Below are 20,127 nucleotides of genomic sequence, written 5' to 3' on the forward strand. Positions count from 1 at the left end.
TGTTGCTATATAAACATTTTTTGAAGGTATGCTTTTTTGATTTGTTGTAGTTTATCGATTTTTTGTTGTTGAAGGTTAGTAATGCTATCTAATTGCTTGAAGAAGTCTTTTATTATATTTTGTTCCTGATAGCTAGGAATCTCAACTTTAATATTTGATAAAGCTGGAAATTTTAAATTCCATGTATCTGATGTTAGCCCTTGTGAATTTTTTTGAAAAATTTGTATCATGCTATTCTTTTTAAACATAAAGGCAAAAAATTCAGAACTAACGTTTTCCTTAGGCGTGATTACTGTATATGCAGGGCTCAATATTCCGTTATATACTGAATACCCACTTGCTCCTTGCCACATACGCATTGAATTATATGCAATATCATCTTTTTTTACAATTTTATAGTTTGATTTATTTGAACTAGAATTATCTTTTCTTATCAATTCAGAAGCTTTTATTACTCCATATTTAATAGTAACTGAAATTAATTCACCCACATTGTTACGGTCCGAACGTTCTATAAATACTTCACCTAACTTACGTTGTTCCCAATATTCAGTAAAAATAGTAAATCTTAATCGTGGTGTATATTCACCACGATTGGGGAAAATTGATTGTAAGAATCCGTCTTTCGCTTTCTTCAACGTAAGTAATTTTTTTTGATGAAGAGCGATAGTATTATCAAGTTTCTGAAATAAATTACCGACATATTTTTGCTCATCCAATTTAGGTATATAAATTAAAAATCTTGAATATTCTTTAGCGTTAACACCCGGCTGACCTGAACGTTGAGAAGTTATATTTATAAAATTTTTGTATTTTTCTGTTAGTGTATTTTGAAAAATAAAGATTGGATTATAGTTTAAATTAATACGAATTCGTATTAAAAAACCTGCGTAATAAACTCTGCCATCAATATTTTGGTATCTATAACTCTTACCAACACTAGCACCTGTTCTTGCTAACAAAATATCACCCTTTTTTAATAAGTAATTATCATTTCCTATATAATTTATCTCAGGAGATGTAAGTTTATCTTGATTAAATTTTCTACTGGCATCATCTATATCAGTAATTCTTATATACTTATTTTCACCATCAAATTTTGTTGCACGGGCATTCAATCCATATTCGAAAGAATCAGCAACTTCACCTAACCTACGCTGTTCCCAATCGTCAGAAAACCCTTTAAAACGTATCTCAGGCATCATTTTATCGCTCATTTGAATACCTCTTTTGTTGCTTTAATCAAATCTTTCGTATCATCAGTTACGGCTAATTCATCCAGCATTGATAAGAATTCTGCCTCTGATTTCTTGATTTCTGCATTCAAATCAACGAGTTCTTTACTAACTTGAACTAAATCAATCGGTTCTTCTTCTTCAAAGGTGTCCACATATCTAGGAATATTTAAATTGAACTCATTTTCTTTAACCTCAGCTAATTCAGCTTTATGCGCATACTTATCCACATCTTCACGTTTTTGATACGTTTCAATAATTTTATCCACATGCTCATTAGTTAAGTTATTTTGATTCTTAGCCTTTTCAAAATCATTTGAAGCATCAATAAAGAAAATATCATCGTTAGTCCGATTCTTTTTGAAAACTAAAATAGTTGTTGGAATACTCGTCCCATAAAATAAATTAGCTGGTAAGCCAATTACACCATCAAGAACGTTCATTGATTCAATCATTTGTTGACGAATTAACCCTTCACCTGCACCACGGAACAAAACTCCATGAGGTAAAACAACGGCCATTGTTCCTTCTTCAGATAGATGGTAAAGCATCGTTTCAACAAAGGCAAAATCAGCTTTTGATTTAGGTGCCAATTTACCAAATGACCCAAACCGTGGATCATCATTTTTTGAAGCGTCAGCATTCCAGTTAGCTGAATAAGGTGGATTTGCGACAACCGCATCAAATTTTTGATCCCCATATTTATCATTTTCTAAGGTATCACCTTGTTCAATATTGAAGTCATCAAAAGAAACATCATGAAGCAATAAATTCATACGTGCTAAATTATACGTTGTTCCATTTAATTCTTGTCCCGCATAATAACTAACTTCTGCTTCATCCCCAACACGAAGTAGCAATGAACCAGATCCAGCTGTTGGATCATAGACGTTACGTAATTTCTTTTTATCCATTGTCACTAACTTAGCTAAAATACTTGAAACCTTTTGTGGTGTATAGAATTCACCAGCTTTTTTACCAGCACTAGCTGCAAATTGGCCAATTAAATATTCATAGGCATCCCCAAGAACATCAATCTGTGTATTATCATAATCTGTTTCAATTGAATTAATTGAAAGCATGACTTTCGCAATCAAACCGGATCTAGCCGTCACTGAACTACCTAAACGTGTAGAACTCAAATCCATATCATCAAACAAATGATCAAAATCTTGCTCTGAATCCGTTCCAATTGTTGAACTTTGAACACGGTTAACCGCGATTTCTAAATGTTCAACAGAAAAATTATTAGCAGAAATTTCTTTAATCATATTTGAAAATAAATCTTCAGGAGCTACAACGTAACCAAGTGTATCTAACAACTCTGCACGAACGTCTTCTTCCCCAGCCTCTGTAATCAATTGTTGATAAGTTGTTAGTTCAGGATAATCCTCTAGTAAAGTTGCCACATATTTTTCTGTTTTTTGTGATAAATAACGATAAAAGATCATTCCTAACAAATAATTTCTGAACTCATTTGCATCCATGTTACTTCGCAAGTCATTTGCGGCAGCCCATAGCGCTTTTTGCAAGTTAGCTTGTTGTTGCTGTACAGTATCCGTATTTTCAGTCATTAATTAAACTCCTATAGTAAATTTTTTGACGGTTTGAATTACAAATTTCAATGCAGATTCAATTTTCCGTTTATTTTTAAGTGGTGCACCGATACCTTTTTTCAACGATTCATTTTTTTCTCGACCTGTAAACTTATATTCACTAATCGTTTCGTTAATTGCTGACTCTGGTACGTCATTTTCTTTTGAATAAGTTTGAACTGCAATTTTTTCTTGTGTTTCAAAGAAATCTAACAGTGCATCTTCAATTTTAATGTCTGAACTTAAACTAGGCACCTCATCTTCAAGAAATTGGATTAATAAGTCTCGTTTTAAAAAAAGGTTAACATCATTAGAACTATCAATCGCATCTATTAATTCTTTAACCGCTTTCCTACGTTCATCCTCAGGTACAGCTAAATCAATTTGTCCAATTAAATCTTTGATGTATCTTGTATTAATTGTATTTTCTTCAATAAGATCAATTTCAAAATCTATTTCATCAAGAATTGAGGCATTATTATGCCTCTCTGAGACAACATAAATATCTAAATATTTCGAACGATAATCATTCATATTTTGTTCAGTAAAGCCGAACTCTGAACCTGCTTTAGCTAAGTCAAATTCAGCATAGCCTTCCATTTTTCGTTCAACCTGAGCGAGAGTCCTAAAAAGTTTAATAAATTTACTTTGTGCCTCTTCATCTGGTAAGTCGTCAACTGTTTGAGGTGTTGGAACATATTCGAGTAATTCATCAATCGCTTTTTGATAATTAGCTTTCATTTCACCAAAAGGTGGTTGTAAAAATGCGCCTACGCTATCAGTTGCCCCGAATAATTCAAGTGCTTCGTCCGTTTGTTCTTTTAGCTTGCGATAAGCAACAATCTGTCCAAAAGGTTTTAAATTCATATCATAAACACGGTTTGTTCTCGAATAAGCTTGGATTAAATTATGATATTCCAAATTTTTATCAACATAAAGCGTATTTAAAGTTTTAGAATCAAATCCTGTTAGCATCATATTAACCACAATTAAAATATCAATCCGATTTAATGGATCATTTTTCTCAACACGATTTTGAACATCTTCGGCATATTTTCTGAACTCATTCGTCGAATGTTGAGTATGATAGGTTTTATTATAATTATCTATAATTCTGTCCATTTGTAATTGTGAATGAGATTGAGTTGATTCGTCTTCATTACCGTCTTCGTTCGCTGCCCAGGTAAAGATAGTTGCCACTTTAATATCTTTTTTAGAATTAGCCAATTGTTTGTTAAATTCATCATAATACGCAACTGCTAATTTCGTATCTTTAACTGTTAAAAAGGCGTTAAATTTACCATTACGTGTCCGTCGCATATGTTGATCTAAGATATTTTTTGTTACCGCAGCAATACGATTTTCAGATTCATAAACTTCTTGGGTATCGATCCCAGCGACTTCTTCACCATCATCATCAACATTTGCCAATTTGAGTGTACTCATATAATCAATTTGAAAACCTAAAACATTTTTATCTCGAATGGCATCTGTTATTAAATATGAATGTAGCATTGTTGTAAAAATATCATCAGTTGTTCGTCCATCGCCTGCAGGATTTTGTTTGAATCTAGGTGTTCCCGTAAATCCAAACCATTGTGCTTTTTGAAAGAATCCATTAATTGCCTTTTGCTGTTCACCAAAAGTGGTTCGATGTGCTTCATCCACAATAAAGACAACTTTTTTATCTTTTAATGCTGCTAATCCTGCTTCATGCCTAGTAACCGCGTAATTCATTTTTTGGATAGTAGTAATGACAACTTGAGTTTCTTGTCCTTTAAGTTGTTTCACTAAGTCATATGTTGATTCTGTCCCACTCAATAAATCTAATTCTTCAGAAAATGCTGTGAAGTTATCAGTTGTTTGCTTATTTAAATCAGCTCGATCTAACATAAAAATAACTTTTTCAATACTTTCTTCCTGAGCTAATAGTGTTGCTGCCTTAAATGACGTAACTGTCTTACCAGAACCTGTTGTATGCCAAATATAGCCATTCTCATTAGTCGTTAGTGCATGGTTCACTAACGCTTCTGTCGCATAGACTTGGTAAGGTCGCATCACCATTAAGACTTTTTTTCGCTCATCAAAAATAAAATATTTTGAGATCATTGAATGTAGTCGCTTGATTGTTAAAAATGAATCTGTAAATTCTTTAATATCACTTAAACGATGATTCTTTTCATCTGTCCAATTAAATAAAAAATCTTCACTAATCTTGCCATCCGTATTAGACATATATTGTGAATTAACACCATTGGAAATCACAAATATTTGGACAAAACGGAAAAGATTTTGATATGAAACTTGGCGATAGCGCCCAATTTGATTGAAAGCTTGGTGATTTTCAACCCCACGTTTTTTTAGTTCTACTTGTACAAGAGGTAATCCATTCACTAAAATAGTGACATCATATCGATTTTCATGTTCATTAACACCCATCACTGTCACTTGGTTTGTTACTTCATATTGATTATTATCTGCATTTTTTGCATCAAAATAATTCAGATACAGTGTTGGCTCATTTGTATCATCCCTTTGAATCGTTAACGTCTGATCTCTTAAAATGTGTGCTGTTGCATATGCATTACCACTAGTTAATTTAGACATAATACGAGTAAATTCACCATCTGTTAATGATTTCCCATTTAATTTATCAGCATTGCGCTCATTTAGTAAATTTCTAAAATGCACAATCATTTCATCGAGTGAGCGTAGTTCAACCCGTTTATAATTTAATTTTTCTAAATACCCAATAAAACGTTCTTCAAGTTGTGCTTCACTTTCGGCCATAATATCGCCTCTCCTCCGAACTTACGTTGTCACAGAACGTAAGTAATTATAAGTGAATTATACCAATGTTTCCAATGAAATAACAGTTGCTTTATAATGAACAAAAAAGGCCACGCCATTATTTGGCGTAGCCTAATTCTGAACTCTATTATTAATGCATACTATCGTGAATGATATGTTGTCGCATACTTAAATTTTTCTTTGCTTTTTTTAAAATTTTTAACGAAGTCCGAGCACTTTCAGTTGAATGATCTTTAGATAAATATTGCCATGTTGAAATAATCAGTAATAATGACACAAAGATTATTGGGAACCCGGCCATCAAACAAATGGACTGAATCGTTTTGAATCCACCAACGAAGACAATACCAAATGAGAATAACATAAAGATTGCCATCCACACTAAACGGTTAACTAGACTTGGTTGTTGTGATGAACTGAGCTTTGTGCTGGTAAACGATGACACAATATATGCAGACGATGATATTGTCGTTGCTAAGAAAATAAAACATGAAATCGCATAAATTACCAACATCACATATTTAAATGGCAAGGTTGTAATCACTTGTGCAATCGCTGCAGCTTGACCATACGTATTCAATGTGTGAATTAAGTCAACAGCGCCACTTTGTTGAAGATAAAGTGAATAGCCGCCTAAGATAGCGTAGAAGCTCATACAACCTAAAGCACCATAGGCCAACATTCCTAGAATCACTTGACGAATCGTTCGGCCACGTGAAATTCTAGCAATGAACAAGCCCATAAATGGCATAAAGGTTAACCACCAGCCCCAATAGAAAATCGTTTCTGATTTAACAGGATCAACTGCATGCCCTAATCCTGAAGCAGTCCCTGTACTCATTGAAACAAATCGTGTCACCATCAACATAAGACTGTTACCTTCTGATTTCAAAATGTACATGGTTGGTCCGACTAACAAGACAATCAACAAGAAACCAATTGCGGTCCAAATATGGGCCGAACTCAACCGATCAATCCCACCTTTAATTCCTTTAAACATTGTTAATGTAAAGATAGAAAATAAAACAACAAATAAAGCTAATTTCAAAAGTATGGTATCTTGAACACCTGTTATCGTTGAAATAATTCTCGATAATACGGGTATTTCCATTCCGACTGACGAGCCAACGCCGCCCATAATACCAATTACGACAAGAAAATCAACCACTTTTCGTAATACTTTTTTATAAGGTTGATCACCCTTTAACATAGGAATCACATCACTAACACACATGACTTTTACATTTTTAACATACATGACGTATGAAATAATCACGGCCGAAGACGCAAACATCATCCACGCCATTGGCCCCCAATCAAACTGTCCCAACATGTGAGCATTTTGATAATTAGCAGGAGACATCGCCTTGGCACCAAACAAAGGTTGTTGCACATAACGAAGTGGATCGACCATGCTAAGCATTAAAATACTGGCATCAATGGCAGTTGCAAATACCATACTTCCCCATTTAAAATCACTGTACGCGGGACTCTCACCTTTTTTACCCAGTCTAATTTTTCCGTAGTGACTCAATGCAATATACATAAAGAAAATAAAATTAATAATATATATGCCAAGATAAGCCCAACTCAGATGTGCAGTAATCACATCCATTGTTGCACTTAACGTCGACTTCAGACCTGACCCACCGAGTAATAACCCAGCTGATACCAAAATAAATAGTGCCACGGTTGGCACAAACATTTTCTTGTCGATATTTTGTTTTTCTAAAATAAAAATTTCCTCCTAAATTTTAAAGTACGATCTAGTTAACTAGCGTACTCATTCAACAAATCCCAATTTATTGCACAAAAAAAAGCACACTGATACAGTTTCTCCACTAGGGATATCTGCACAGCGTGCTTGTTAGCTTTGCCATCTTATACAAATACTCATAACGTCAATTAATATTCTATCAAATCACTAACCTGGACTGACATCTCCATTATCATCTAGGTAACGAATGATTCGTGCCGGATTACCCGCAATTACGAGATCATCACCAAACGACTTTGTGACCACTGAACCGGCGCCAACCACGACCCGACTACCAAGCGTAACCCCTGGTAAAATCGTGACGTGTCCACCCATCCAGACACTATCCCCAATCGTAATTGGTTTACCCATTTCAACATCTGCGTCACGTAATTTTGCAGATAATGGGTGCACTGGTGTGTAAAAGCCAACGTCTGGACCAATGTAACAATGATCACCAATCGTGATTGGACACGTGTCCAACATCGTTAAATGGTAGTTCGCATAAAAGTGATTTCCGATATGAATATTAAATCCATAATCAAATTCGATTCCCGTTTCGGCCCAAAAGTCTTCACCGGAATCAGCTAATAACGCTTTAATCTTTTTATTCTGTTGTTCATTATCGTCAAGTTGGTTGATTGTCAGCAGTTCTCGCCGAATTAGTTTTCGTCGTTCAACTAGTTCCGGGTCCAACTGCTCATACGGTTCACCATCTGACATTTTTTCTCTCTCATTTTTTATCATGTTATAAGAATACCACTTATGACATGATTTGTTAAAATTACTTTTAAAATCAGCTACAATGGCTTTTCTAACATGAACTAAGATTGGTACTATGACACGTATAAGCCGACATTTCAAACATTAAATAAAAAAATTTGAACAAACTCATTTTGTTACTATTACAAGTAGTCCTAATACCCAAACAAAAAAATTTATAACATCTGTTGTTGGGTTCTGATTCCCCAATAATCGTTGACTCTGATGCTAATAACACGCGCCTTATTCATGGGACTTTGAATCATCGGCCTGAAGTTTGCGAAAAATGCGGTGCTATCAATACCAATCAAATTATTAATTATGGTTGGCGGACCATTTCAGTTCACTTCCCTAGTTCATCCGAACAAACAATTATTCTTAAATTACGTAAACAATATTTCAACTGTAAGTCATGTAATGGCTATTTTTTAGCACAAACAACACTCACAGCTAAGAACTGCTTTATTCCAACTAATTACCGTAAAGCCTAATCATTTTGAAGTGCAACAAAGAAGTGAGTCATTTAAATGCTTGGCAGTAATCTAAAAATTACATAACGTCTTAATTAGCGACTAAACCTGTTGTCAAAACCCTGAGGGCTTGTCCAAATGTTGCAATGATTCATAGTGATATGGGAAGCCAATATACAAGTCAGTTGTTTGAATCCTGTCTGAAATCAAACGGGATTGAACCTTCATAATCATTAAAAGGTCATCCATATATTGAAGGATTTCATTCACTTTTAAAAAGAGAATGGGTTTACCAACAAAAATTTAAGTCAATTGAACCAATTAATTTATCAACAAATATTTTCAAAAGTTAGTTAAATTTCAACAATATTTTTGTCCAGATATTTGACACAGGAGCAATTAGTATTTCCGAACCCAACATATCACTGTAAAGAAAAATGCTAAACATATGAAAAAGAAGCCCTGCGCTAACAGGACTCCTTACATAAAACCCGTTTAAGACGGTGACCAAATTTTAATTAATATTTTAATTAATAATGATCGTTTATCTCGCCAAAGATAATGAGACGATTATTTTTGGCTCTATGTCAAATAGTGTTGACGAAACAAAAGAATGATAAAAGAGCCCATGATTTGCCATTTAAGTTATGCTTTATGACTTTCTTGACTGAGTTCAGTAATTATTTTTGATTGTTCGGTAATGTGTTTCTGAATATCTCCTAGCATTTCTAACTGCATTTTTTGAATCTCCAGAAAGCTGGTATTTTCTTCTTGAAGGAGGTGATCGAGTTTTGAATGAACTTCTCGAATTTCATTTTCTGATTTCTGATTAATATGGTAGTCGTTATTGGCCTGTAAACGATCATATTCAGCGGACCGATTCTGGCTCATCATAATTAAAGGGGCTTGCATAGCTGCTAGCATACTTAAAAATAAGTTAAGTAGAATAAACGGATAGGGATCAAAATCTTTACCAAATAAATGAGTAGTATTGATAATAATCCAAAAAATCAAAAAGAAGACAAAAATAATAATAAATGGCCAACTGCCCCCAAATTTGGCTACATTATCTGCAAGTTTTTGACCAAAAGTTTGTTTTGATTCTAGCTTTTGGCTAATATCAATTACCTTGTAAGCGTCGGATTTCATTATTTCTGTTAGTCGTTCGTTAGATTTTCGGTTTCGTTTAACTCCCTTAGAAATGATGACGTTTGCATATTTTAGCCGATAATCGACTAGATGCACGTTACAAATAAGGTCGTGTTCACTTAATTTAGGATAATCTTTTAAAATTAAATTTTGGATAGTAGGATTCAGTTCGCAAATCTCCATACCATCTTCGGGTGAAAAAATTTGATTGTCTACTATACATTTCTTTTGACTAGTCATGATTAAAAACTCCTTCTGATTTTCATATAATCGACTAGATGCTCATACCAGATTTAGCATTCTGTCTATTTAAATCCCTAGATTGACTACAATAAAAATAGACCACTTGTTGTCAATCCATGGAAGTCCCTTGTGGCAAAACACAGTCTTGTTATAGCTGTCTATTATCTTTGGATCAATAAAGTAAGAAACGCTAATATAATCATCTGTAGACTGGTATTAAGTTGTCGTTCACAATTTCCCCATAGTCGTCGACACTTATCCAGCCAGCTTAATGATTGCTCTATAATCCAACGTTGTGGCAAGTCTTCAAACTTTTGCAATTCATTGCGCTTATGTTCTGCCGTATCGGTATTCTTGACTCTTTGTGCATCAATTATAATAAAGGTTATTTTCGCTGACCGAGCTTGTTTATTTCGGAATTCAGAGACAATTTTTTAAACAAGCTTCAATAATAGACTCTTCGGCCATTCCTGGCTTAGTCTGAAGTGCCCCAATAAAGTTGGACTTAAAAATCTAACTTTATTGGGGCACTTCATTAGAAGATGGTTATTTTTTTTGTCCAAATTTTACAATGACGACAACCAATCCTAAGAATGAAACAATAAATGTTCCAAATCCTAGCATTAACTGCAGTACATCAATCACTGACAAAAGGCATTTCCTTTCCTAGATTGATCACTTATTTTCATAAGCATCACCTCTTTTCAAGAATAGCCACCATCTTTTCACTTTTCTATTGATACATTATATCATATTATCCTTCAAAAAATTTAATAACGTTACTTTACCTAATGCGCTTTTATTCCTTTGTCACTTTGCTCCTATGGTGTATTTGCGTTAATTTTTTGTTGCACTTCACATTGATAAAGTGTCCTTTTTATGCTTAAATTAACCTAATAATATTAAAGGAGATTTTTTTATGGCTTTTAAAGCAATTGGCAATAGTTTTAAAAATATATTAGTTGCACCTAGGGTTTATAGAATCCCAGATTATCAACGAGATTTTTCTTGGGATCGTGGAGACTATATGGTTTTTTTACAGGATATTATTAGTCAATTAATTTTTGAAAAAAGTGATGATAAAACTTCAAGTTCATCCGTCACATTTCATACACAATCATATTATATAGGAAGTATGATTTTTTTGGGGTCTGATACTGATGACTCAGTTGACGTAATAGATGGACAGCAGCGTTTTACGGTTACGACAATATTACTTGCTGTTCTAAGAGACTTATTTACAGAATTTTCAACTAAAGTTAATATAGCTAAAGATTATTCTGAAACAACTCAGTTGAGTTATTTAGTAAAAAAGATGGATGGAGTAACTGTTAGAAAACTTCAAACACTTTCTAGCTATCCTTATTTTACTAAAACTATTCAAGATGCTAATTATTCTAATGATGATCCTGGTACACAAGAAGAACTTGGTTTAAAAGAGTGCTACGATAAAATGAAAAAATATTTAAGTCAGAAAAATATTTTGAAACTTTTTCCTAACTATTTTTATGCTGATAAAAACCTTGACGAAAATTATGTTAATTTCTTAAAAGCAATTAGAGAACAGCTTTTAGCATCAGAAATTACTGAAATATTTGTTAACGAAAAAGATCAAGCTTACAAAATTTTTGAAAACATTAATTCTAAAGGTAGACCCTTGTCTCAAGTTGATCTGATTAAAAATGATATATTTAGTTATTTAGCATCTAGTACTACTTTAACAAATGACGGACCAGAAAATTGGCAATTAATCCTTGATATCGTTAGCAGTAATACAGGGTCAATTAATGATTTTTTCTTAAATTACTGGAAGGCTGTTTATCCAAAATCACTCGTATCTGGAGCAACGCTTTATAAAAAGTATTTAGAAATATTTGGTAATACTAGCGATAGAGAAAAATATTTAGAATTATTAGAAAATTTACGTTATTCTGCTAAAATTTATTATTGTATCACTAAACCAAACAGAGGAGATTTTCAAAGGCAAGAAAAGAAACCGCAATATACTGCTTTAGATGCTATTAGTAAGTTAAACATCACACAAATTAAGCCTCTATTGTTAACGTTATATTTAAAAAAAGACAGTATAAAGATAAATAACACTAAGCTCAATCAATATATGATTAAAATTTCAAACTACCAGTTAGCCCTTTTGGGAACCGATAGTCATATACGAACAAATCTCTTTACTGTACCATATAGAAATGCATCATCAGATATCAATAATGCCAAAAACTCAGTAGAAGTCTTTAATGCATTGGATAAATTAATGGATGTATTTAAAGATAACTTAAACAAAGAAGTTTTTTTAAATGCATTTAGTGAGTTAACTTTTACAAAGTCATCATCACGAAAAGGATTTACTAGTTTCCCTGCCGTGTATGCTATTCGTCAAATATCTAATTTCATGAATAATAACAATGATTTAAATGACGATGCCCTTACAATAGAACATATTTTCGATGAAAAATATAAAACCGAAAATGAAAAGGTAAGTAATATTGGTAATCTTACCGTACTAGAAACCTATATTCATGATGAAATTAATAAAGATGGCATAGATAATTATCCCGCGAAAAAGAAGTATTACTCAGAAAGTTCTTCCGTTATGATTGATTGTTTACTTAAAAATCCTGATTTCACCTTAGATAATATAGATAATAGTATAGATAAGAGAGGCAAACAACTAGCTACCTTCTACTATGATAATTGTCTGTGATGAATAGTCAATTTAGTTACATTTTAAAAAATAGCAGAATTTTATAAGCGAGCTTCATATATAACAAGCTGCGCTAACAGGACCTCTTACATAGAACCATTAAATAGTTGAGTAAACATCTAACCTGTCAAAGTTAGATGTTTACTTTATTTGTTGTTTTGCTCCTGTGATGTATTTACGGACATTTTTATTTCGTTTTGTATAATAATCTATGGAGGTTCTTTTATGACAAAAAACACTAACAAATAATACATGAATAGGAGATATTCTATGGTTAAAATTCCACTAAACATATATAGCACAGTTAAAGATTATGAAATGAATAAAAAACCAAATTATCCAAATGATATTTCAATATATAAAAATGAATTGATTACCCATGCAATAACTCTTGGTAATCTATCAAATTACGCTCTTACCCAGGCGGGAATAGACTACTATACTAGTTTTGTACATATGTTTTTTGATAATAATCTTAAAGTACGTGATGATTACATCAAGTCAGAAACAACAATTAAGAGTGAGCTTTCATTTTTAATGGGAATGACATTAACTAAACTAGTCGCTGCAAAAGTTTATAATATCCCAAATTTATATCATTTAAAAGATAGTAATTATATGACCTATACATCAAAAAAAAATAAAAAACACCCAGACTTTTTTGGAATTGATATATCGGGAAACGCCTATCTTTTTGAAGCAAAAGGACGATATAAAGGTAGACTTAGTAGAACATCATTAAATAACAAACCGTCAGGAATTAAACAGGTAGAAAACCAATTATTAAACATTGCTGTTGTTACAACTCAATTGAAAAATAACGGTGTACTCAACCAATATAAAAATATTAGAACCCATATAGTACAATCTGTATTCACTCCAAAATTTTCATCACTATATTGATCCTCCATATAGTGATGAAACAGATTTAACTATTAAAATAGATTTGGATAGAGCAATGCAAAATTACTATAAAAATATATTTACCCTTTTAAAAACACAATTTTCTACTAAAATAGAAAAAGAAATACAAAAACATACTTTTTATCTCATTAAGAATACTAATTATTCTATTGGCTTATTAAAAACCATTTATGATACTCTATCTGAAAATGATAATAAGTATTCTTTTAAAATAAATAATATTTTAAAAGAACTAGCTGCTACAGATTTTAAAAATTTATCATTAAATAATGAATTTTCATCTTCTATTATTAATTCAGATGGAATCATCATCATTAATTCAGATGTAAAATTTGACAAATAAATTTTATCATCGTAGCATACGCATAACTTATTTCTACTTACGTATGCTCCCTTTTCTACTCTAACCCACGTTCAATGCGCTGCCACTTTTTTACTGATCCAGTAGATACCTGGTATTGATCTGCAGTCTCTTTAATTGAATGTGTTTTTCTAAAATCTAGAACGTTCAACTCACGTTGACCCAGAACTTTTTTTGGTCTACCTTCTTTGAAATCCGGATTATTCATCTTAGCATAATCTTTTCCACTCTGCATCCGTTCAACAATTTGGGCACGTTCAAATTCTGCAAATGCCAGGAACATGGTTTTCATCATTTTAGTGATTGCAGTATCATCCGCAGTAAAAACGCCCATATTCTTAATATTAACCGTGATGCCTTTATTATTTAATTCATCAATCAATTCAAGGCCCTCTTTTGCATTTCGGGCTAATCGATCTAGTTTCACAACAACAAGTTCATCACCGTTACGCAACTGATCCAATAGTTTATTCAATGCAGGGCGGTTTGTCGTTTTACCCGTAAATCTGTCTGAATATATATTAGTTTGATCAATATTAAGCACAATCAACTGATTTATCTGATCATCCAAAGATTGCGCTAAAGTAGATACTCGGGCATATCCAAATTTCATGTCTTTTAACCTCATTTACTTAATTGTTTTATGTCTAAGTTTAAAGACCAAGACAATACCCCGATTATACTACATACAGACCCTAGACACAAAACTATTAAGTTTTAAGACTAACCATAAAAAGAAGTGACCATTATCTATAAACGAATAATGGTCACTTCTTTAATTTATTGGCTATTTTCAGATATTAGACAGATTCTTAGACGGTTTAATTAGTAAATAGAACTGAATTAAAGAAAGAATCATAAAAATCACAATAAAAATAGTTTGACTAATCATACCCCTGAAGATGGTACAGACTAATTTAACAAATATAATTAGTCCATACCATCTTTTTTGAACACCAGCATCATTTAATCTTCTAAATAATATTGAAAATGCTGGTATAATAATGATTAAATAAAATATTAACGTTATTAGGAGTAACCCATACGAATGTACAACTGAACCGCTTATTTTTTGAGGTAAAACCAATGCTTCTAATTTTTTAAATGCATATTTACTATTATATGTCCCTAACGACAAAAGTAAATCTATACATCCATTAATACACCAAGGAATCCAATATTCTATTCTCGTACTTCTTCCACGGAAATCAAAATAATGTTTAAAAAAATTTATATACGTTTTTATTAAAAAAATTTAACTATCCTCCATAATTAACCTATTAGGGTATTATTGGTACACTAGTTACAAGTTCTCCAAAAGAATCCGTTAAATATGTTATTATTGCTTCTCCTATTGGGACAATAACTATGACTGCCCTATCAATATTCATCGCAAATTTATATAATTCACCCGCAAAGTCGAATGCCTCATCTTCAATGTAATTCAAAAGCTTATTATAAGAGTTAACCGGATATGGCTCACCCGCAACTTGTTTATAATATAATTCAAATGTCGCTGAAACCTCTTCCGATACTCCGCCATTCTCTATCGTGAAATTATACGTTATTTTAAGTCCAATTTGGTTCGGTTCTTCAGTACGTGTCGCTATCCCATAAACAATTGTTCCATTTACTAATTGCTTAGACGTTTTGTTGACTGACTGTTCTACCTCTATTAATTCCAAAGGATTATAAAATGGACTAGATGGATTTAGCACAGATGATCCAAAAGCGTCTTCTATTTTCCCATTCTTAATAGTAAACAGTAAATTTTTTTCTGTTTTTGCTTCCCATTTACTTGCGGTCGTAATCCAAATATCCATGCCTGGCGCAGAATAACTATAGATTTTATCTATTTCAAACTCTACATCAGCCATTGGTTTGAACGTAGAGTTCGTTTTAATTAACTTTTTAATTTTATCATCCAACAATTCACTAGTATTTATATTAAACTTCTTACAACCAAGATCTTTTCCTGATGATGCAACTTGATCAATATCAACACCATTTTGCGTATACTCAGTAAATTGATCAAAATCCCAATCTTCAGGCATTGGAAAACCTAAATTGCCACTCCACCCAGTTGACATATTTGACACAAAGAAATTATCAATTCCGTTTCTTTTGGCATGTAAACAAACATTCCTAGTCCCATATATACCTGTCTTATAACCATATCTCGATAACGCCGATTGAACCCTTTGAATATATGGAATAACTGTTCCGTCAATATCACCCTCTTGAAAGTCAACATCAACTGCAAAATAAATAACTGAATCAGGTGCAAAACCTAGACTTTCTGCTGCATCTCCTGCAATATAACCATCTTTTATCCCTTGTTCCGCTGTGAAATATTTTTCTTCATAACCACCATCTTCATAAAGAGGAAAAATACTAAATCCTTCAGATACCAAATTATTAATTTCAGTAGTCGTTAAAAATTTATCTTTTGCGTCATCACCAATTCCAACCGTACCGGTTAGATAACGACCAACGGTAGTGAAATCTACTGCTTTTAAGGCTTTAATTTCAGCTAATGATAATTGCGTTGCCGTATCAAACGCAATAGAATCACGACTCGTATTCCCATTACTTGTTAATAAACCTTTAATAACAGTTAAATCAGCTGTACTTGAATAAGGTGTTAGCATCATAAATTTTCTAAATACTTCTACTTCTGTTGCGGTATAAGTATCGAATGAGCTATTAAATTCAGCCTTTTGATTAAATCCATTAACATAAAGTCCCCACTGAATTAATCGAACTATTTTCCCAGTTTCACCTGAATTAACTGTGGGTGTTGCAGCAATTGTTGCTGGTCCATAAGCACCATTGGCTGTATCTGTATCCATACCTTCTTCTGCTTGAAGAGCGTAAATTAAAGCAGTGTTCGTGTCTCTTTGGTAGATTCCATCACAAGGTAATATACCAAAGTAAGCTGTATAATCATGATTTAATTCTTGTTGCATTGTTCGAATATGAGTATCACCATTTTCAACTAATGAAAATGCCATCATATCAAATAATACTTTCATAAATTCAACTGTAACAATACCATTGCCAGATAATCCTGCATCTTTTTGCATTGAAACAACGGCTGCCGATGTTTCAGCACTAAATGTTGTATTAAAATCTACAGGGATTATTCCTTTACACCAAAAGGCACCTTGAATTAATTTAGCAATATTTCACTTGTACCCAACTTTTAATGAACTAATAATTGGCTTTAATGCGGCTTCGGTTTGTTCACCAAATCCCTCCGCAACTGGCGAAAGTCCTAATTCATGTTGAAGTCCTTCTCTTAAACTATAAATCGTACCCAACCAGTATTCCCATTTTCAGTTACTTTTTCATAACCAGCTACAGAACTATACGTTGTATTTAACCATTTTTGTACTTCTAAAACCTTTGCATCACGAACTTGTTTTTCCATCGAAAATCACGCTCCTTAAAGTTTATTAGATTACAAAATTAGTATACCGCTAAAAAGAAAGAAAAACAGGCACACGACATATAAATAATTATAGGCAGTTCGGAGCATTAGAATTATCATCCAGTATCTAACTCAAAAAGCCGCTCCTCTACTGCTATTTCTCTTGTTTTGTTGAGTTTACTTATCTCTCTAATGACTTCAGCTGCTTCAGGTAGTATTGCTGCCAATCCTTTAATATACTCTTTTACTTGTTCTTTTCGTTTTCCCATAATCATTTTTGTGAGCATTGCTCGCGTCGAAATAACCGTTTTACCATATCGACCTTTAGTCACTTTATAATAGACTTCTTGATGCTCTTTTAAATACTGAAGAACTTTATTTAAAGAGTCACTACTTTTAATTCCAACGGCTTCCATAATTGCACGTTGAGTCGTATTAATACATAACTCTCCCCTACTTTGATTGTTCACAAAGAAAAGGACATCTGATGCCCCTTCTTCAATATGAGAATTTTGACGGTCTTGTCTAGTCTTTTTAAATTTATACAAGGTACGTGGATTTGTATTTAATTTTAATTCTTGTTTAAGCTGATGATCTTCTATCCAGGTATTAACTAACTCATCTATATATACTTTTGAGGCACCCTTATACTTGCCAGAATATGCATCTTTAATAATAGGTGTAAATTCTTTAACCATAATAGGTGCTGTTAAATTACTATTAAATTCATCAAGAAGATTAAATGTTTCCTCTTCAGACAATTCGGAAGAGAAACATGCTAAAGCCATTGTAAAAATTGCGTTATGTCTTCCCAATCCTAAACCTGCATTTACATTTTTAGCATTTATTAGCGTTCTAAACCATTTTGCATTCATTTGTTTAGGAAATTCTGTTGATCGTACTAAGTGTAAGTTTTTTCTCTTATCCGAGACGTGAGGAGACGTTTTTTCACGTTCTAACTGCATAGACCCGCTTTAAGACCTCAAAATCAAAAGTCATTTGATCATTAAAATGCAAAATATTATCTTCTTTAGGTATTCTAAAAATACCAAAGGAATTACAAGCAACGCTAACACCTGGTAATTTTTAGCCATAAACTGTTAAGTTTGACGCCTACAGATATTGTAGACAAAAAAAAGTTCTAATCACTAAGTGATCAGAACTTTCATAATAATCTTCACCAACAACAGTTGCCAAAGAGCCATAGTAGTCTTCTTTGTTTATCTTACTATTTAAAAAGGTACATCCGCTGACCATCCAGCTATAAATTTTTCAATTAACGAATCCGATGGAGACCAAAATATTGGCTCATTTGAAAAAATATCAATCGTTAAATCATTATTTATTCCCTCGCCTGTTGCTAGTGACACGCCAGTATTAATAGCTATTATAAAAATAATTAGGAACAAAATATAACCTACTACTTTAATTACTAATTGACGATTAATAACCACTCTCGTTACTGCCTGGCTCCATAAAATTGCCCCCAATATCGCAAGCATTAATATAAAACGTAATCCAAAGACTATTATCATTTGATTTGTTAAGCCTGTATCAGAAGACCATGCTAAGCCACCAAGCATTACGCCGATAATTCTTATCGAATAAAGAATTATAAAATATCTTTGTGTCCTTTTTGTATAATTTTTAGCCATCAATAATCTAGTCGCCAATATTATTAATCCTAGACCACTAATATTAATAGCAAAAGTTTCTATATATGATAGTGAAATAAGATAGTGCCAGTCCGAGTTAAGGGCGCCCCAAGGCTCATCAAGTACGAAACTACTCATCCAGCCCAAAATTAGAAAAACAAAGAAAGTTTTTTTAATTACTTTTGCTTGTATCATTTTATTAACACCTCTACATTTTATTATAAATATTAATTAATTTTACCCTATAGAATAAACAACGCGTTATCTAATGCTGTTAATTTTACCCATATTGTATCCGTAACATTCCAATAGAGGTCTTTGCCTTTCTTCGCAAATAAATCATAATAAAAAATTTCATCTAATCTCTGACCAGTTATTAATGAGATCGCTGTAAGAATAACAATCAAACATAACAAAATTCCAATACTATATTTCACTATTTTAATGAATAACTGTCAAGGTGTAATTAATGGTTTTAAACCTGATGAACGCAATATGACTCCCAATATAAACATCATACATATAAACCTAATTACAAGGACAATAATTATCTGATAAGTTATATAAAGAAATCCATCACCATAAGCCCACATTATCTCGTCGAGCATCGCACCAATAATTCTAATAACATAGAAAATAGTGACATATTTTTGTATTTTACGTGTGTATTTGGCTGTATTCATTAATCTAATGAGTATTCCACTTAGGCCTAATCCACTAATCAAAAGAGTCCAATTTGATATTGCAGATAATGTTATCAGATAATGCTCACCATCCGACCAAGCACCATCAGTGAACAAAGAATTCATCATTAAGACTAAAATTAGGACGATATAAAACAATCTTTTTAATATTTTTAATTTCATTCTTTTCTCTTCTCTTAAAATTTCATATGAATAACACGATATTTAGTGATTTTATTACGTCCGTAACGAGCATTGACACTATTAGCTTTTATGAACATGTTTACTAATATCGCTTGTATAATAAATTTTGTATTTAGTTTTATAATGT

General features: G+C 32.5%; 18 protein-coding genes and 1 pseudogene. 3 read left to right on the top strand and 16 right to left on the bottom strand.

The genetic code is table 11. From position 1 onward, the window contains the following. Positions 1 to 5: 5 nt before the first annotated feature. The 8 genes and pseudogenes from ACVQ8P_RS08345 to ACVQ8P_RS08380 form a co-directional block, all read right to left on the bottom strand. Positions 6 to 1,217: a restriction endonuclease subunit S gene (locus ACVQ8P_RS08345; protein WP_462298762.1), complete on the bottom strand. Its 1,212-nt coding sequence runs from the start codon at positions 1,215 to 1,217 to the stop codon at positions 6 to 8. Then, positions 1,214 to 2,809, bottom strand: coding sequence for a type I restriction-modification system subunit M (locus ACVQ8P_RS08350; RefSeq protein WP_462298763.1), 1,596 nt, complete (start codon positions 2,807 to 2,809; stop codon positions 1,214 to 1,216). Before ACVQ8P_RS08350 ends, ACVQ8P_RS08345 begins: the two co-directional genes overlap by 4 nt. A 3-nt stretch (positions 2,810 to 2,812) precedes the next feature. Further along, a complete protein-coding gene (locus ACVQ8P_RS08355; protein WP_462298764.1) occupies positions 2,813 to 5,620 on the bottom strand; it encodes a type I restriction endonuclease subunit R in 2,808 nt (935 codons plus the stop codon). A 151-nt stretch (positions 5,621 to 5,771) separates the two neighbouring features. Next, positions 5,772 to 7,346: a BCCT family transporter gene (locus tag ACVQ8P_RS08360; RefSeq protein WP_462298765.1), complete on the bottom strand. Its 1,575-nt coding sequence runs from the start codon at positions 7,344 to 7,346 to the stop codon at positions 5,772 to 5,774. A 219-nt stretch (positions 7,347 to 7,565) separates the two neighbouring features. After that, on the bottom strand, positions 7,566 to 8,144 hold the full coding sequence (locus ACVQ8P_RS08365) for a sugar O-acetyltransferase (protein WP_462298766.1): 579 nt from the start codon (positions 8,142 to 8,144) through the stop codon (positions 7,566 to 7,568). 1,130 nt (positions 8,145 to 9,274) lie between these two features. Beyond that, positions 9,275 to 10,018, bottom strand: a complete 744-nt coding sequence (locus ACVQ8P_RS08370; RefSeq protein ID WP_462298767.1) for a DUF1003 domain-containing protein — start codon at positions 10,016 to 10,018, stop codon at positions 9,275 to 9,277. A gap of 164 nt (positions 10,019 to 10,182) precedes the next feature. Next, positions 10,183 to 10,437: pseudogene (locus tag ACVQ8P_RS08375) on the bottom strand (hypothetical protein); the annotation flags it as partial. A 130-nt stretch (positions 10,438 to 10,567) separates the two neighbouring features. Beyond that, positions 10,568 to 10,666 carry a putative holin-like toxin gene (locus ACVQ8P_RS08380; protein ID WP_462298841.1) on the bottom strand — a complete coding sequence of 33 codons (99 nt, stop codon included), beginning with the start codon at positions 10,664 to 10,666 and terminating at the stop codon, positions 10,568 to 10,570. A 274-nt stretch (positions 10,667 to 10,940) separates the two neighbouring features. Between ACVQ8P_RS08380 and ACVQ8P_RS08385 the strand changes: the two genes are divergently transcribed. The 3 genes from ACVQ8P_RS08385 to ACVQ8P_RS08395 all read left to right on the top strand — a co-directional run bounded on the left by ACVQ8P_RS08385 (position 10,941) and on the right by ACVQ8P_RS08395 (position 14,007). After that, a complete protein-coding gene (locus ACVQ8P_RS08385) occupies positions 10,941 to 12,740 on the top strand; it encodes a DUF262 domain-containing protein (protein ID WP_462298768.1) in 1,800 nt (599 codons plus the stop codon). A gap of 270 nt (positions 12,741 to 13,010) precedes the next feature. Beyond that, positions 13,011 to 13,643 (top strand): hypothetical protein, encoded by a 633-nt coding sequence (locus ACVQ8P_RS08390; protein WP_462298769.1) that lies wholly within the window; start codon positions 13,011 to 13,013, stop codon positions 13,641 to 13,643. A 43-nt stretch (positions 13,644 to 13,686) separates the two neighbouring features. Beyond that, positions 13,687 to 14,007: a hypothetical protein gene (locus tag ACVQ8P_RS08395; RefSeq protein WP_462298770.1), complete on the top strand. Its 321-nt coding sequence runs from the start codon at positions 13,687 to 13,689 to the stop codon at positions 14,005 to 14,007. A 55-nt stretch (positions 14,008 to 14,062) separates the two neighbouring features. On the opposite strand, the gene ACVQ8P_RS08400 is transcribed toward ACVQ8P_RS08395, so the two are convergent. The 8 genes from ACVQ8P_RS08400 to ACVQ8P_RS08435 form a co-directional block, all read right to left on the bottom strand. Further along, positions 14,063 to 14,638 (bottom strand): recombinase family protein, encoded by a 576-nt coding sequence (locus ACVQ8P_RS08400; RefSeq protein WP_462298771.1) that lies wholly within the window; start codon positions 14,636 to 14,638, stop codon positions 14,063 to 14,065. Positions 14,639 to 14,818: 180 nt separating this feature from the next. Next, a complete protein-coding gene (locus ACVQ8P_RS08405; protein ID WP_462298842.1) occupies positions 14,819 to 15,280 on the bottom strand; it encodes a DUF805 domain-containing protein in 462 nt (153 codons plus the stop codon). A 25-nt stretch (positions 15,281 to 15,305) separates the two neighbouring features. Next, the gene (locus tag ACVQ8P_RS08410) at positions 15,306 to 17,111 is read right to left on the bottom strand and encodes a glycoside hydrolase domain-containing protein (RefSeq protein WP_462298772.1); all 1,806 of its coding nucleotides are present in this window, start codon (positions 17,109 to 17,111) and stop codon (positions 15,306 to 15,308) included. 102 nt (positions 17,112 to 17,213) lie between these two features. Continuing rightward, positions 17,214 to 17,348: a hypothetical protein gene (locus ACVQ8P_RS08415; protein ID WP_462298773.1), complete on the bottom strand. Its 135-nt coding sequence runs from the start codon at positions 17,346 to 17,348 to the stop codon at positions 17,214 to 17,216. Beyond that, positions 17,327 to 17,458: a hypothetical protein gene (locus ACVQ8P_RS08420; protein WP_462298774.1), complete on the bottom strand. Its 132-nt coding sequence runs from the start codon at positions 17,456 to 17,458 to the stop codon at positions 17,327 to 17,329. Before ACVQ8P_RS08420 ends, ACVQ8P_RS08415 begins: the two co-directional genes overlap by 22 nt. Positions 17,459 to 17,574: 116 nt before the next feature. Continuing rightward, positions 17,575 to 18,333, bottom strand: coding sequence for a primase C-terminal domain-containing protein (locus ACVQ8P_RS08425; RefSeq protein ID WP_462298775.1), 759 nt, complete (start codon positions 18,331 to 18,333; stop codon positions 17,575 to 17,577). A gap of 357 nt (positions 18,334 to 18,690) precedes the next feature. Then, entirely contained in the window at positions 18,691 to 19,308 is a 618-nt protein-coding gene (locus tag ACVQ8P_RS08430; protein ID WP_462298776.1) for a hypothetical protein, read from the bottom strand. Between the two features lie 260 nt (positions 19,309 to 19,568). After that, positions 19,569 to 19,925, bottom strand: a complete 357-nt coding sequence (locus ACVQ8P_RS08435; protein ID WP_462298777.1) for a hypothetical protein — start codon at positions 19,923 to 19,925, stop codon at positions 19,569 to 19,571. Positions 19,926 to 20,127: the final 202 nt, after the last annotated feature.

It is taken from the genome of Dellaglioa sp. BT-FLS60, assembly GCF_054941065.1.

Excerpts from the sequence above, each read along its gene's own strand:
- ACVQ8P_RS08345 (WP_462298762.1), bottom strand. The coding sequence starts at position 1,217 with ATGAGCGATAAAATGATGCCTGAGATACGTTTTAAAGGGTTTTCTGAC.
- ACVQ8P_RS08350 (WP_462298763.1), bottom strand. The coding sequence starts at position 2,809 with ATGACTGAAAATACGGATACTGTACAGCAACAACAAGCTAACTTGCAA.
- ACVQ8P_RS08355 (WP_462298764.1), bottom strand. The coding sequence starts at position 5,620 with ATGGCCGAAAGTGAAGCACAACTTGAAGAACGTTTTATTGGGTATTTA.
- ACVQ8P_RS08360 (WP_462298765.1), bottom strand. The coding sequence starts at position 7,346 with ATGTTTGTGCCAACCGTGGCACTATTTATTTTGGTATCAGCTGGGTTA.
- ACVQ8P_RS08365 (WP_462298766.1), bottom strand. The coding sequence starts at position 8,144 with ATGATAAAAAATGAGAGAGAAAAAATGTCAGATGGTGAACCGTATGAG.
- ACVQ8P_RS08370 (WP_462298767.1), bottom strand. The coding sequence starts at position 10,018 with ATGACTAGTCAAAAGAAATGTATAGTAGACAATCAAATTTTTTCACCC.
- ACVQ8P_RS08385 (WP_462298768.1), top strand. The coding sequence starts at position 10,941 with ATGGCTTTTAAAGCAATTGGCAATAGTTTTAAAAATATATTAGTTGCA.
- ACVQ8P_RS08390 (WP_462298769.1), top strand. The coding sequence starts at position 13,011 with ATGGTTAAAATTCCACTAAACATATATAGCACAGTTAAAGATTATGAA.
- ACVQ8P_RS08400 (WP_462298771.1), bottom strand. The coding sequence starts at position 14,638 with ATGAAATTTGGATATGCCCGAGTATCTACTTTAGCGCAATCTTTGGAT.
- ACVQ8P_RS08410 (WP_462298772.1), bottom strand. The coding sequence starts at position 17,111 with ATGCAAAAAGATGCAGGATTATCTGGCAATGGTATTGTTACAGTTGAA.
- ACVQ8P_RS08420 (WP_462298774.1), bottom strand. The coding sequence starts at position 17,458 with ATGGAAAAACAAGTTCGTGATGCAAAGGTTTTAGAAGTACAAAAATGG.
- ACVQ8P_RS08425 (WP_462298775.1), bottom strand. The coding sequence starts at position 18,333 with ATGAATGCAAAATGGTTTAGAACGCTAATAAATGCTAAAAATGTAAAT.
- ACVQ8P_RS08430 (WP_462298776.1), bottom strand. The coding sequence starts at position 19,308 with ATGATACAAGCAAAAGTAATTAAAAAAACTTTCTTTGTTTTTCTAATT.
- ACVQ8P_RS08435 (WP_462298777.1), bottom strand. The coding sequence starts at position 19,925 with ATGATGAATTCTTTGTTCACTGATGGTGCTTGGTCGGATGGTGAGCAT.